The 14,136-nt window shown below is 56.1% G+C and carries 14 protein-coding genes; 9 read left to right on the top strand and 5 right to left on the bottom strand.

The annotated features are described in order from the left end of the window. The first annotated feature begins 82 nt into the window (after positions 1-82). Both FFS28_RS01840 and FFS28_RS01845 read left to right on the top strand, forming a co-directional pair. Positions 83-1,678 (top strand): ABC transporter substrate-binding protein, encoded by a 1,596-nt coding sequence (locus tag FFS28_RS01840; protein ID WP_137848598.1) that lies wholly within the window; start codon positions 83-85, stop codon positions 1,676-1,678. A gap of 133 nt (positions 1,679-1,811) precedes the next feature. Next, entirely contained in the window at positions 1,812-2,486 is a 675-nt protein-coding gene (locus tag FFS28_RS01845) for a DUF3313 domain-containing protein (RefSeq protein ID WP_102890852.1), read from the top strand. Positions 2,487-2,519: 33 nt separating this feature from the next. Here the strand turns inward: FFS28_RS01845 and FFS28_RS01850 are convergent, their stop codons facing one another. Beyond that, complete coding sequence (locus tag FFS28_RS01850; protein WP_006175217.1) at positions 2,520-3,416, bottom strand: DMT family transporter; 897 nt, start codon at positions 3,414-3,416, stop codon at positions 2,520-2,522. Positions 3,417-3,589: 173 nt separating this feature from the next. Here FFS28_RS01850 and FFS28_RS01855 point away from each other — a divergent pair, with 173 nt between their 5' ends. After that, complete coding sequence (locus tag FFS28_RS01855) at positions 3,590-4,462, top strand: AraC family transcriptional regulator (RefSeq protein ID WP_006175222.1); 873 nt, start codon at positions 3,590-3,592, stop codon at positions 4,460-4,462. Here the strand turns inward: FFS28_RS01855 and FFS28_RS01860 are convergent. Then, positions 4,442-5,608 carry a benzoate/H(+) symporter BenE family transporter gene (locus FFS28_RS01860; protein ID WP_137848599.1) on the bottom strand — a complete coding sequence of 389 codons (1,167 nt, stop codon included), beginning with the start codon at positions 5,606-5,608 and terminating at the stop codon, positions 4,442-4,444. The genes FFS28_RS01855 and FFS28_RS01860 overlap by 21 nt on opposite strands. Before the next feature lie 92 nt (positions 5,609-5,700). On the opposite strand from FFS28_RS01860, the gene FFS28_RS01865 reads away from it, so the two are divergent. Continuing rightward, positions 5,701-6,228 carry a helix-turn-helix domain-containing protein gene (locus FFS28_RS01865; RefSeq protein WP_137848600.1) on the top strand — a complete coding sequence of 176 codons (528 nt, stop codon included), beginning with the start codon at positions 5,701-5,703 and terminating at the stop codon, positions 6,226-6,228. 80 nt (positions 6,229-6,308) lie between these two features. Beyond that, positions 6,309-8,270 (top strand): peptidase U32 family protein, encoded by a 1,962-nt coding sequence (locus FFS28_RS01870; protein ID WP_137848601.1) that lies wholly within the window; start codon positions 6,309-6,311, stop codon positions 8,268-8,270. Here FFS28_RS01870 and FFS28_RS01875 read toward each other — a convergent pair whose 3' ends face one another. Beyond that, positions 8,271-8,501: a DUF2554 family protein gene (locus FFS28_RS01875; RefSeq protein WP_042320546.1), complete on the bottom strand. Its 231-nt coding sequence runs from the start codon at positions 8,499-8,501 to the stop codon at positions 8,271-8,273. A gap of 220 nt (positions 8,502-8,721) precedes the next feature. On the opposite strand from FFS28_RS01875, the gene FFS28_RS01880 reads away from it, so the two are divergent. Continuing rightward, positions 8,722-9,084, top strand: coding sequence for a hypothetical protein (locus tag FFS28_RS01880; protein ID WP_006175230.1), 363 nt, complete (start codon positions 8,722-8,724; stop codon positions 9,082-9,084). A gap of 146 nt (positions 9,085-9,230) precedes the next feature. On the opposite strand, the gene ftrA is transcribed toward FFS28_RS01880, so the two are convergent. Beyond that, positions 9,231-10,232 (bottom strand): transcriptional regulator FtrA, encoded by a 1,002-nt coding sequence (ftrA, locus tag FFS28_RS01885; protein WP_137848602.1) that lies wholly within the window; start codon positions 10,230-10,232, stop codon positions 9,231-9,233. Between the two features lie 73 nt (positions 10,233-10,305). On the opposite strand from ftrA, the gene FFS28_RS01890 reads away from it, so the two are divergent. The 3 genes from FFS28_RS01890 to zinT all read left to right on the top strand — a co-directional run bounded on the left by FFS28_RS01890 (position 10,306) and on the right by zinT (position 12,681). Then, complete coding sequence (locus FFS28_RS01890) at positions 10,306-10,719, top strand: rhodanese-like domain-containing protein (protein WP_137848603.1); 414 nt, start codon at positions 10,306-10,308, stop codon at positions 10,717-10,719. 155 nt (positions 10,720-10,874) lie between these two features. Continuing rightward, the gene (locus FFS28_RS01895; RefSeq protein WP_137848604.1) at positions 10,875-11,996 is read left to right on the top strand and encodes a cobalamin-independent methionine synthase II family protein; all 1,122 of its coding nucleotides are present in this window, start codon (positions 10,875-10,877) and stop codon (positions 11,994-11,996) included. Between the two features lie 43 nt (positions 11,997-12,039). Next, the gene (gene zinT / locus FFS28_RS01900; protein WP_058608793.1) at positions 12,040-12,681 is read left to right on the top strand and encodes a metal-binding protein ZinT; all 642 of its coding nucleotides are present in this window, start codon (positions 12,040-12,042) and stop codon (positions 12,679-12,681) included. 97 nt (positions 12,682-12,778) lie between these two features. On the opposite strand, the gene ydeE is transcribed toward zinT, so the two are convergent. Continuing rightward, positions 12,779-13,972, bottom strand: a complete 1,194-nt coding sequence (gene ydeE, locus FFS28_RS01905; RefSeq protein WP_137848605.1) for an efflux MFS transporter YdeE — start codon at positions 13,970-13,972, stop codon at positions 12,779-12,781. Positions 13,973-14,136: the final 164 nt, after the last annotated feature.

Here is a 14,136-nt window from a genome sequence, read left to right on the forward strand (position 1 = left end):
TGTTTGCAATCTCACTTTAATGTTATTTATGAAATGGCAAAAGAATTAATTAGCCGTCGAATTAAAAAGACAGGATCAGCCAATGAATTGCAAACTTACAACGTTAACTCTGGCACTTGCTGCGCTGACGGTCAGTTCCACCGTCGCGGCAAAAACGCTGGTGTATTGCTCCGAAGGATCGCCAGAAAACTTCAACCCTCAACTGTATACCTCCGGCACCAGCGTGGATGCCAGCGCTGTACCGGTCTATAACCGGCTGGTGGATTTTAAACCGGGCACCACGGAGCTGGTACCCAGCCTCGCAGAGCGCTGGGAGGTGAGCGAGGACGGCAAGGTGTATACCTTCCACCTGCGTAAAGGCGTTAAATTCCAGAGCAACAAAGCGTTTACGCCCACGCGCGACTTCAACGCCGACGACGTGATCTTTTCGTTCATGCGCCAGAAAGACGTTAATCATCCTTACCATAACGTCTCTAATGGCAGCTATTCCAACTTCGAGAGCCTGGAGTTCGGCAGCCTGATCGTCGCTATCGATAAGGTCGATGACCATACCGTACGCTTCACGCTGGCCCATCCGGAAGCGCCGTTCGTGGCTGACCTGGCCTGGTATTTCGCCTCGATCCTGTCAGCGGAATATGCTGACGCGATGCTTAAAGCGGGCACGCCAGAGAAGGTGGACATGGATCCGATTGGCACCGGGCCGTTTAAGCTGGCGCAATACCAGAAGGATTCCCGCATCCTGTTCACGGCGTTCCCGGAATACTGGCAGGGCAAATCAAAGCTCGATCGTCTGGTGTTCACCATCACGCCGGATGCCTCGGTGCGGTTTGCCAAAATCGAGAAGAACGAGTGTCAGGTGATGCCGTTCCCGAACCCGGCAGATCTGCCGCGCATGAAGGCGAACAAGGACATCAACCTGATGAGCAAGGCCGGGCTCAACACCGGTTTTCTCGCTTTCAACACCCAGAAGCCGCCGCTGGATAACGTAAAAGTTCGCCAGGCGCTGGCAATGGCGATTAACAAACCGGCGATCATTGATGCGGTGTTCCACGGCACCGGTACGGAGGCAAAAAATCTGCTGCCGCCGGGCGTCTGGAGCGCGGACGATAAGCTCAAGGATTACGCCTGGGATCCTGAGAAGGCAAAAGCGCTCTTAAAAGAGGCCGGATTCGCTAATGGGGTAAGCATCGATCTGTGGGCGATGCCGGTGCAACGTCCGTACAACCCCAATGCCAAACGCATGGCAGAGATGATTCAGGCGGACTGGGCGAAGATCGGCGTGCAGACCAAAATCGTGACGTATGAGTGGGGGGAATATCTCAAGCGCGTGAAGGGCGGTGAACATCAGGCGGCGTTGATGGGCTGGACCACCGCGACGGGGGATCCGGACAACTTCTTCGGGCCGCTCTTTACCTGTACCTCGGCGAATGGCGGGTCGAACTCGGCCAGGTGGTGCTATAAGCCGTTCGACAAGATTATCGCCGAAGCAAAATCGATAACCAATCGCGATAAACGTATCGCGCTGTATAAAGAGGCACAGCAGATGATGCATGACCAGATGCCCGCCGTGATGATTGCGCATTCCACCATTTTCGAGCCGGTGCGAAAAGAGGTGACAGGCTACGAAATTGACCCGTTTGGCAAACATCTGTTCTGGCAGGTGGATATGAATAAGTAATATCTGAATTGCCCGGCGCGCCGGGCAATCTTTTCGCATTTTGTGCTGCCATCGTCATTTTTTGCCACAACAGACGCCCCCCTTTTTTGCTATAACTTCAATTGCATACTTGCAGATAACCTGGAATCCCATCATGCGTACTCATTCCCTGTTTAAGGTCGCGGTGCTCTCCGGCCTTTTGGCAATGGCGGGCTGTGCCTCTAAAGTCGCAGCACCTGACCAGTTTTCTGGTTTTTTAAAAGACTACTCTGGCTTGCAACAAACAACGTCTGCGACGGGGAAACCCACGCTGCGTTGGGTAGATCCGTCGTATAACCCCGATAATTACGACAGCATTATCTGGACGCCAATTACCTATTATCCGGAACCCAAACCCACTACGCAGATTGGTAAACGCACGCTTGATGAGTTGCGCAATTACACCAATGACAAGCTGAAAGCGGCCGTTGCCCAGCGTAAACAGATTGTCACCACCCCAGGTAAACACAGCCTGATCTTCCGTGGCGCAATTACCGGCGTCAGCTCGCAGAAAGAGGGGCTGCAGTTCTACGAAGTGGTTCCTGTTGCGCTGGTCGTGGCCGGCACGCAGATGGCAACCGGGCATCGCACCATGGACACGCATCTGTTCTTTGAAGGTGAGCTGATTGATGCCGCCACCAACAAACCGGTGGTGAAGGTGGTTCGTAAAGGAGAAGGGAAAGAGCTGGCGAATGAAAATACGCCGCTGACCTTCCAGACGCTGAAGCAGGTGGTTGATGACATGGCGACGGACGCCACCATGTTTGATGTGAATAAGACTGCGAAATAATGGATAAGGCCTGCAATGTGCAGGCCTTATTTTTCACGCCATCCGCAGACGTCTGAACCAGGTCTCCGGTTTGGTAAACATCACCATATTCCCGCCCAGGATCAGCACTAACCCCACGATCCCATTCATGTGCCAGACATACCCCTCGTAAAATGTTGAGATAGTCAACGCCACCAGTGGAAACAGCAGCGTACTGTAAGCCGCTTTGCCGGGGCCGATGCGTCCCACCAGCGTAAAGTACGCACCAAACGCAATCACCGATCCGAACAGGGCAAGATACAGCAGAGCGCCCAGGTAGGTCACCGTCCACTCCGGCACAAAGCTATCGCCGCGGAACAACGCAATGACGCCCATGATTACCGTTCCGTAAAGCATCGCCCAGGCGTTGGTCGTCATGGTTTCCAGCCCGTTGCGCTGATGACGCATACTGATCATATTGCCCAGCGAGAACCCATAGGTACCAAGCGCTGAAAGGCCAATCCCGGTCAGCAGCGAGGCGCTCCAGCCGCTCGCCAGCAGATCGTCCCAGAAGAGGGTGACAATTCCCGTCAGGCCCAGCGCGGCTGCCGTCCAGAATCGTGCCGGCGGGCGCTGCCCGAAGAAGATGAAGCTGTTAATGGCGTTATACAGCACCGCCATCGAGAAGATAACTGACTCCAGTCCGGTGTTGATATGCGCCGCCGCGGTGTAAAAACACCAGAAGTTGAAACAGAAGACGCAACATCCCTGAAGTACGCAGAAGAGGTGATCCCGTACCGCCAGCCTGCGCAAGCGACGCAGGGCAATCAACACGATCATCATCGTGGCGCTGGCGACGGCGAAGCGCCAGAAAATCGACACGGGCGCCGCAACCGGCCCCTGTTGCAGAAAAATGGCGATCCAGGTGGTTCCCCAGATGATAACCACCAGCCCGTACAGTAGTGCGTTCATTGTTCCTCTCTTACGTCACGGCGAAAAGGAGAGTGTGGCGCGTTCTTCCCGGGCTGGCTTTCAACGGTTTGCGCAGGACTTGCAAATTCTTGCGCTTTTTTATCCGCCGGGATCTGGCAAGTGGCTGCAACACTTCTTAGACTGACACTCTGATTAATCACCTGTTAACGGCCATGTCTCACGCTTACGACACCTTTGAAACGCTACGCCAGCAGAACGCGGTGCTTCGGGAAACCGTGGCGCTCAACTCCGGCATTCAGCTGGCGGCGTGGTACAACAAGCACGATACGATCACCGTTAAAAGTAACCACCATACGCTGAGCCTGTACGTGGCGGACGGTTACGAGAGTTACCAAAAAACGCCGGGCGGCTGGAAGAACGGCGGCGGCCCCGATCGTTTTTGCCTGATGCCCAAAGAGAGCGAATCGACCTGGGATATCCGCGATGACCTGTCGTTTGTGCATCTCTACTGTACCGACGAACATTTACGGGACGTCGGGGAGAAGATCTGGGACAAACGGCCTCTGTCGCTCACGCTGGACGAAAAAATCTTCGGCAGCGACCCAAAAATTACCGCCCTGTACCGGCAGTTTTTGCTCGGCTGCGACTGGCAGCAAAAAGCCAATCAGCTCACCCTGAGCACGGCATCAACGCTGCTGCTGACCCATCTTTTGCAGAATTACGCCAACGTGCAGTGGAAACTGCCGGTGGTGACCGGCGGGCTATCGCCGTTTGTACTGCGCAACGTGGTGGCGTTTATCGAGGAAAACCTCGCGCAGCCGCTGACTCTGGCGGATCTGGCAAGCCAGGCGGCGCTGAGCGAATATCATTTCGCCAGGATGTTCCGCCAGTCTATGGGGCAAGCCCCGCACCAGTACGTCATGCACCGGCGGATGGAAAAGGCCAAAGCGCTGATCCAGCACACCGCCATGCCGCTCACCGATATCGCGATGGCCTGCGGATTTAACTCCGCCAGCCATTTCAGCAACCGCTTTCGCAGCGTGCTGGGCGTCACCCCGTCACAGTTACGCGCGACGAAGGTGTGAAAACACGCCGTAGCAGAGTCCGCCCAGAATAAGCCCCCAGAACGCTGAACCAATCCCCATCATCGTTACGCCGCTGGCGGTCACCAGAAAGGTGATAATGGCTGCGTCTCGCTCCGTTTCGTTGTGCAACGCCTGGTAAAGGCTGCCGCTGATAGTGCTGAGCAGCGCCAGCCCGGCCAGCGTCTGGATCCAGCTCAACGGCAGGGCAGCCATCAACCCGGTGATGGAGCCGCCAAACAGACCGGCCAGCAGGTAAAACACCCCTGCGGCGGCGGCCGCTATCCAGCGTTTACCGGCGTCCGGGTGTGCATCCGGGCTTTGGCAGATGGCCGCGGTAATGGCGGCAATACAGATCGAAAACACGCCGAAGGGCGAAAGCAGCAGGGCCAGCCCGCCGGTAAAGATCATCAGCGGCGATACCGCCAGCGGATACCCGGACGCCTTCATGGTGGCAAAACCGGGGGCATTTTGTGAGGCCATGGTGACGAGGAAGAAGGGTAACCCGATGCTCATTACGCTGCTGAAAGAGAAGGTCGGCGCCACAAACTCAGGCATGACGAAAGAGAGAACAATCTTATTTGTGACAATGTCACCTCCGGCCCATGCCGCTGCGATGCCAGTGAGTAAAGTTGCGACGATGGCATAACGCGGCGCAAGGGCTTTCGCCAGCAGCCAGGCGAGCAGCATACTGCCGCAGAGCAGAAGATGACCGTCAAGGTGGCTGAAAGCCTGCAGGCCAAAATGCAGTAACACCCCGGCCAGCATCGCCGCGGCGAGTGAATGGGGGATCAGCTGCATCAGGCGCGCAAACAGCCCGGTCGCGCCGCACAACAGGATCAGCGCATTGGCAAAGATAAAAACGCCGATGGTTTCCGAAAGCGTGATGCCGTGCAGGCTGGTGGCCAGCAGCGCCGCGCCGGGCGTTGACCAGGCCGTCAGCACCGGCGCTTTGTACCACCACGACAACGCGAGGGTGCTGATCCCCATGCCAATCCCGAGGGCAGTCATCCAGCCGGCAATCTGCTGCGCGCTCGCACCCGCAGCAGCGGCAGCCTGCCAGATGATGGCCGCCGAGCTGGCGTACCCGACCAGTACGGCAACGAACCCGGCCAGCATGGCTGGGAATAGAGGAGAGGGACTGCGCATAAAAAACTCCGTTGTGCGTTATAACGTCCGATATACGGTATCACTGTGCGTTATAGCGCACAAGTGGTATGCTATCCGGTAACGGAGGGACTATGGACATGACACAACACCTTGCATCCACGTTGAAGGCGCTACGCCAGGCGCGCGGATGGAGTTTATCGATGCTGGCGGAAAAGACCGGCGTCTCAAAAGCGATGCTGGGCCAGATTGAACGCAACGAATCCAGCCCGACGGTCTCGACGCTCTGGAAGATTGCCACCGGCCTGAACGTGCCGTTTTCGGCATTCATTACGCCAGAGGCTGAATCCCCGGCGGTTTACGACCCTCAGCATCAGGCGATGGTGGTTAAACCGCTGTTTCCCTGGGATGAGGCATTAAAGTTTGACCATTTCTCCATAACGCTGGCGCCGGGTGCCCTGAGCGAATCCACGCCCCACGAGGCCGGGGTGATTGAACATGTGGTGGTGATAAGCGGCGAACTGGAGATGAATATCGACGGTGTCTGGCGCACGATCGCCGCCGATTCCGGGGTCCGTTTTGCGGGCGACAAACCGCACGCCTACCGCAACAGCGGCACCCGCACCGTGCATTTTCATTCGCTGATCCATTATCCCCGCTGAGGGTACGCAAAATGGTTCCGTTGGCGCAGACTTCTGACTACAATAGCCGCCATTTTGACCATAACGGATAACGACGAAGTATGCGCCTGCACTCCCATCATCTTGAACTGTTAAGCCCGGCCCGCGACGCCGCCATCGCCCGTGAAGCGATCCTTCACGGTGCCGATGCCGTCTACATTGGCGGCCCGGGCTTTGGTGCCCGCCATAACGCCAGCAACAGCCTGAGCGATATTGCCGGTCTGGTGCCGTTCGCCCACCGCTACGGCGCAAAGGTGTTTGTGACCCTGAACACCATTCTTCATGATGATGAGCTGGAGCCTGCGCAGCGTCTGATCACCGACCTGTACGAAACGGGCGTAGATGCCCTGATCGTTCAGGACATGGGCGTACTGGAGCTGGACATCCCACCGATTGAGCTTCATGCCAGCACCCAGTGCGATATCCGTACCGTGGAAAAAGCGAAGTTCCTCTCTGACGTCGGTTTTTCGCAAATCGTTCTGGCGCGAGAGCTGAACCTGAACCAGATCCGCGATATTCACCAGGCAACGGATGCGACGATTGAGTTCTTCATTCACGGCGCGCTGTGCGTTGCCTACTCCGGTCAGTGCAACATTTCTCACGCCCAGACCGGGCGTAGCGCTAACCGCGGAGACTGCTCGCAGGCCTGCCGTCTGCCGTATACCCTGAAAGACGATCAGGGCCGCGTCGTCGCGTTCGAAAAACACCTCCTGTCGATGAAAGACAACGATCAGACGGCCAATCTTGGCGCGCTGATCGACGCTGGCGTGCGCTCCTTCAAGATTGAAGGTCGCTACAAAGACATGAGCTACGTGAAGAACATCACCGCGCATTACCGCCAGATGCTGGATGCGATCATCGACGATCGCGGGGATCTGGCGCGCGCGTCGGCGGGGCGGACAGAGCATTTCTTTATCCCGTCCACGGATAAAACTTTCCACCGCGGCAGCACGGACTACTTCGTGAACGCGCGTAAAGGGGATATCGGCGCGTTCGATTCACCGAAGTTTGTCGGTCTGCAGGTTGGCGAAGTGCTGAAAGTCGCGAAAGACTATCTGGATGTAGAAGCGACCGAGCCGCTGGCAAACGGCGATGGCCTGAACGTAATGATCAAACGTGACGTGGTGGGATTCCGCGCCAACACGGTGGAGAAGACCGGGGAAAACCGCTATCGCGTCTGGCCCAACGAAATGCCTGCCGATCTCTTCAAAGCGCGTCCCCATGCTGCGCTCAACCGTAACCTCGATCACAACTGGCAGCAGGCGCTGCTGAAAACCTCCAGCGAGCGCCGTATTGCGGTCGATATTGAGCTGGGGGGCTGGGAAGAGCAGCTGATCCTGACCATGACCTGTGAGGACGGTATTAGCGTTACGCATACCCTCGACGGCATGTTTGACGTCGCGACCAATCCGGAAAAAGCGCTGAACAACCTGAAGGATGGCGTGGCGAAATTGGGGCAGACGCTGTACTACGCCCGCAACATCGACGTGAAACTGGCGGACGCGCTGTTTGTCCCGAACAGCCTGTTAAACCAGTTCCGCCGTGAAACGGCAGACATGCTGGACGCGGCGCGCCTGGCCCAGTATCCGCGCGGCAGCCGTAAAGCAGAAACCGTGCCTGCGCCCGTTTACCCTGACACCCAATTATCCTTCCTGGCGAACGTCTACAACCACAAAGCACGGGCGTTTTACCACCGCCACGGTGTGCAGTTGATCGACGCGGCGTACGAGGCGCATGAAGAGAAGGGCGATGTCCCGGTGATGATCACCAAACATTGTCTGCGCTTCGCCTTTAACCTCTGCCCGAAACAGGCAAAAGGCAATATCAAAAGCTGGAAAGCCACGCCGATGCAGCTGGTCAACGGGGACGAGGTGTTAACCCTGAAATTTGACTGCCGCCCGTGTGAAATGCACGTCATTGGCAAAATGAAAAATCACATCTTCAAAATGCCGCAGCCGGGCAGCATCGTGGCCTCCGTCAGCCCTGACGAGCTGCTGAAAACCCTGCCAAAACGTAAAAGCTAATTAGCGAAAATAGGTCTCCGGTTTGCGCGACTTCTGCCAGGAATGGTGTTCGCGCAGACCTTCCGCTGACTCCTCCGCAACCGCTCTAAGCTCATCACTGTCCGCCTCATGGCGAAGCTGGTGATCGACCGTCCTGACCCACAAATATTCATGCCCTTTATGTCCAGCCATCAACTGGCCTGAAAACAGTGCGCACACAAGCATTACAATAGATAACCCTTGCTTCAACATATCTTCACCACCAAATAACATTTGCCGCTATCATGCCGATAATTCCCTCAGGTTATTATTCGATTATTCAAATAAGCGCAAAGCAAACGTCAATTTATGTCTGGTCAGAGCATGTAATGGGCAAAATGTCACTGCCATTTATGGTGTGCAATCATCACTTAGATTTATCAGTTTTTGATATATAATAAGAATCTTCTGACTAAGGAATGGGTACGATTTAATGGGTAAGGTATTAGGTGTTGCGCTACTTGTCATTGCACTGGGCGTTACAGCCTGTGTGAGCTATTCCTGGGACGACAAACCCGAATATATTCAGTCTGCAGAAACACGCGTAAGTTCCTATTTGACCAGCGACGTGGGCCGGGTCGCCTGCAATAGTACAAAAAAGAACGATCAATACTGGGAATTAGGTTGCACCACCCAGGCTAGTGGTAAAACATTCCAGTTTGCCGTGTATCCAGCCGACCGTGCACCGTACGGGGTTTCACGTCCGTTTTATCTCGAAGCTATCAATGATGAGGCAAAACAGAGTGCAACGGTAGGGCTGATGCGTTATCTGCAAATTAATACGCAGCCAGGCTAAATGTTGTTTAGTCTCTGTTGAATCACTGGATGGTAGAGTTTGGGTGTTCCGCAGCCCGGCCTGATGTGTCGGGACGTAGAGACCAAAATACAAATCTATCCATGCAAGCATTTACCGCCAGATTATGGCGGTTTTTTTTTGCCGCTTTACCGGGCTTTTAGCGCACAGGCTTTACGGTACTGGGCCGGTGTTTGCGAAAACTGCAGGCGGAAGTGGTAACGAAGCGTGCTTGCCTGGCCGAATCCCGTCTGCTCTGCAATGCTCTCGACGCTTAAGCGGCTGTGTTCCAGAAAGGCCTTCGCCTGCATCAGGCGCGCATTCAGCAGCCAGCGCGTGGGCGTCGTGCCGGTGGCATCCTGGAAGCGCCGCAGGAATGTTCGCTGGCTCATGCCAACCCGCTGCGCCAGCGCGTCAACCGTGTGCGGTGAACTCAGGTGCTGATGGAGATAATCAAACAGCTGACCAAGGCGTTTGCTCTCACGCAGCTGCGCGACCGGGTGGTTGGGCTGCTGCGTCTGCGAACCGTCCCGGTGCGGTGGAATGACCAACCGGCGCGCCACCCGGTTGGCCGCCTCGAGGCCGTAATCCCGGCGCACCACATGCAGACATAAATCAATACCTGCCGCGCTGCCCGCGGAGGTCAACATATCCCCCTCATCCTGATACAGCACATCTTCAACCACGTTAATCGCCGGAAAGCGCGTTTTCAGCGTGTCGATGTAGCGCCAGTGGGTGGTGGCTTTTCGCCCGTCGAGCAGGCCGGTTGCCGCCAGAACAAAGACGCCGGAGCAGATGGTAAGCAGCTGGCAGCCGCGGGCGTTCGCCACGCGCAGTGCCTGACACAGCGCCGGTGGAACCGGCTCATCCACGCCACGCCACCCGGGAATGATGACCAGGTCGGCGTCATCAAGCAGGCTCAGATTGCCATCCGTCACGATCCGTATCCCGCCCGTGGCCCGCAGTTCACCCTCGTCAACGCCCGCAACGGCAAACCGATACCAGGACTCGCCCATTTCCGGGCGCGGGAGGCCAAAAATCTCCACCGCCACGCCGAACTCAAAGGTGCATAAACCGTCGTAGGCCAGGACGACGACGCGGGGGCCGGTTTGCTGACGTAAGGTTGTCATCTTTTGGCTGTTTTCTGGCATAAACGGGGGCATTCACTGGCTGAATTATTCAATAAAGTAGTGGTAACACAAACGCCAACAATGAGGAAGGATCATGAGCTATGTTACTGAATTTCCGGCTGCCGGGGCGCAGGACGCTGCGGCACACTTTCTGCGCCGGCTGAGCGTCGAGACGGACTGCGCGGACGTCCATCATGCGCTAAACAACCCTGAGCAGGACTTTGTGCTGCTGCACGTCGTCGGCAGTAATGAGCAGTTTGCCCGCCGTCACATACCCGGTGCGCTGCACTTGCCCTGGCGGCAGATGACCGAAGATCGCATGGCGCACTGGCCGGCCGGAACGCTGTTCGTGGTTTACTGCGTTGGCCCGCACTGTAACGGGGCGGACAGAGCGGCGCTGCAGCTGGCGCGCCTGGGTCGGCCGGTCAAAATCATGATCGGTGGCATCACTGGCTGGGAGGACGAACAGTTCGAATTTGCGGCGCAACATTCCCCTGTCGCGCCGTGATGATGAATTTATTTCAACACCCGTGAAATTTTCTCAGTTGTCGCCAGGCGGCAGGTATGTCATCTTTTTTGGACATTTAGACATCCAGAAGTCTAAAATTCAAATGCTGAATTATCACTGTCGGCAACTATTACCGACAGCCAAAGGAGATTGCTATGCAGCGACAACACGCCCCATACCGCGCCGACGTAGTCGGCAGTTTTTTACGCCCGGATGCCATTAAGCAGGCTCGCGTGCAGTTCGCCCGGGGTGAAATTGATGCCGGGCAGCTGCGGGCCGTGGAAGATGAGGCCATCCGTCATGTTGTCGAACAACAGTGCGCCTGCGGCCTGCATGTTGTCACCGACGGCGAATTTCGTCGGGCCTGGTGGCACTTCGATTTCTTCGACGGTTTGCAGGGCGTCGAACGCTACGATTCGCAGCAGGGCATTCAGTTTAACGGTGTGCAGACCAAAGCTCACGGGGTTCGCGTGACCGGCAAGCTCGGCTTTGGCGACCATCCTATGCTGGAAGATTTCCGTTATCTGAAAAGCATCAGCGGCAACGCGCAGCCGAAGATGACTATCCCAAGCCCGAGCGTGCTGCACTTCAGGGGCGGTCGCAAAGATATCGATGCGACGGTTTATCCGGATCTTGACGTCTATTTTGACGACCTGGCGACCACCTGGCGCGATGCGATCCACGCGTTTTATGAGGCGGGATGTCGCTATCTGCAGCTGGATGACACCGTCTGGGCGTATCTCTGTTCAGACGACCAGCGCCGGCAGATCCGCGAGCGCGGGGATGATCCCGACGAACTGGCGCGTATCTATGCGCGCGTGCTGAACAAGGCGCTGGAAGGCAAGCCGGAGGATCTGACCATTGGTCTGCATGTCTGTCGCGGTAACTTCCGCTCGACGTGGATCTCCGAAGGGGGCTACGAACCGGTGGCAGAAACCCTGTTCGGCACCGTCAACGTCGATGCCTTCTTCCTGGAATATGATAACGATCGCAGCGGTGATTTCGCGCCATTACGATTTGTGCGTCCGGGCAAACAGCAGGTGGTGCTGGGGCTTATTACCACTAAAAACGGCGAGCTGGAAAACCCGGAGGGCGTTAAAGCGCGTCTGGAAGAGGCGTCGCAGTACGTCGCCAAAGCGCAAATTTGCCTCAGCCCGCAGTGCGGTTTTGCCTCCACGGAAGAGGGCAACAGCCTGAGTGAAGATCAGCAGTGGGACAAAGTACGGCTGGTCACGCAAATCGCCAGCGAAGTCTGGTTGTTATCTGAAATGTTATAATATAACATGCCTCACTCTTATAACACGGAGTGAGGGTTTTGTTGTGGCTGCACATATTGGAAAATTTGCAATGACTCTGGGGGCCCTGCTGGTCAGCGGCCAGCTGTTTGCGCATTCGCACGGTCACCAGATGACGGAAGCGGAGCAGAAAGCGGCAAACGGCGTTTTTGAAGACAAAGACGTTAAGGACAGAAAACTGTCCGACTGGGACGGCGTCTGGCAGTCGGTCTATCCTTTCTTACTCGACGGCTCGCTGGATCCGGTTTTCAAAAAGAAAGCGGAAAAAGACAAAAGCAAATCCTTTGATGAAGTGAAAGCCTACTACCGCACCGGCTATGCGACCGACGTCGACACCATCGGCATCGAAGATAACGTGATGGAATTCCATAAGGGCAAAGAGGTCAGCCGTTGCCATTATGACTACAGTGGCTACAAAATTTTGACCTACACCTCAGGCAAAAAAGGGGTGCGTTATCTGTTCGAGTGTAAGGACGCCAGCAGTAAGGCACCGAAATTCGTGCAGTTCAGCGACCACACCATCGCGCCGAAAGCCTCTGCGCACTTCCATATCTTTATGGGCAATACCTCACACGACGCGCTGCTGAAAGAGATGGATAACTGGCCGACCTACTATCCTAACGAGATGTACAAAGAGCAGGTTGTAGAAGAGATGTTGCACCACTAAGCTGTTGATTTTGCCGGGTGGCGGCTTCGCGAACCCGGCCTACAACGACGTGAATGTAGGCCGGGTTCGCGAAGCCGCCACCCGGCAGTTAAACTTCTCATGCCACGTTTGGCATTTCACACCACGCCTTCACGCGCATCCCGCGCAATATCATCAGCCACGCCACGACAATGGCCGCCATCATAATCGCAAACAGCGACCAGTGCGGTAAATGGGTGAGGATGATCCCGGTGATCATCGGGTTTGCCGCCGCGCCCAGCCAGCCGAGCGCCTGCGCGGAGAAATAGCTCGCTTTCATCCCTGGCGGGGCGATGTTGTCGATCAACATGTATTCACCAGGCGCATAAATAATCTCCCCCAGGGTAAAGATCGCCGCGGCGATACCCCAGTAAACCAGATTCTCGCCGGAGAACATAAACCCACCCAGCCCCAGAATGAAGAACAGCGTCGCAACGGTCATCAATGGCCGAATGTTGCGGGCAGTGATTTTGCGCCCGAGCGCATACTGCAGCGTCACCACCACGGCGGCGTTAACCGGTAGCACCACGGCGACAACCTTCTGGGCGAAATCGCTGTCGTCATTCGCCGCCAGAACATATTGTGAAATGCAGCTGGCAAAGGAGCCACCCACGTACGAGGCGAGCAGGCCGGAGAGCGTGAACCAGAAAAGGGCGCGGTCTTTGAGCAGCACGGAAGGCTGCCAGGGCGTGGTCTCCTGCGCCGTATCCAGGGCGACGCTTTTCTGCACCCAGAAATGGATAAAGCCCAGTGGCAGCGCGGCGCAGAACGCCGCCAGCCAGAACGGCAGTTGCAGGCTGTACATGACCAGTAGCGTGCCGATCGGTGGCCCGATGGTCCAGCCGATATTCAGAAAGCTGTAGTTCAGTGAGAAAACGCGCGCTTTTTCGCTGGAGGTCAGCACATCGGCGAACCAGGCCTTTAGCACCGTGGAGAAAACCGAGTAGGCGCAGTTGATGAGGGCGAAGAACAGTACCACCAGCGTGACGTTATCCACCAGCGGGATCGCCACAAAACCTGCGATAAACGCCGCGATGGAGATAAGCATGTAGCGTTTCTTGTCAAACTTATCGGCCAGAATGCCAAACCCGAGGCTGAACACCACGCCAATGGTCAGCGCCACCGTCAATGCATAGCCAATATTCTCCACGCTCATGCTGTAGACGCGCGTGAGATAGATGGTCATAAACGGCAAGGTTGCCCCACGACCGATGGTTAATAACAGTGACGATGCCAGTAACGCTGCGGTGGAGCGCCTGAGTGAGGATTTCATATGCCTGCCCGACATTGCTTAATCTTATTGTTGTGTGCATTCAGGAGTATCACGACATGCGGGGGATTGTATAGCGTCTGATTTATCCGTAAGTGCCGCGTCTGACTGCCAGAATTAATGATCTTTTCCTCCCGCTGTTTTTTCGCTACCTTGAAGTGTTTACA

Origin of the sequence: Enterobacter sp. 2VL (assembly GCF_005503595.1) — a bacterium.
In the GTDB taxonomy this organism is placed as follows: Bacteria; Pseudomonadota; Gammaproteobacteria; order Enterobacterales; family Enterobacteriaceae; genus Enterobacter; species Enterobacter cancerogenus.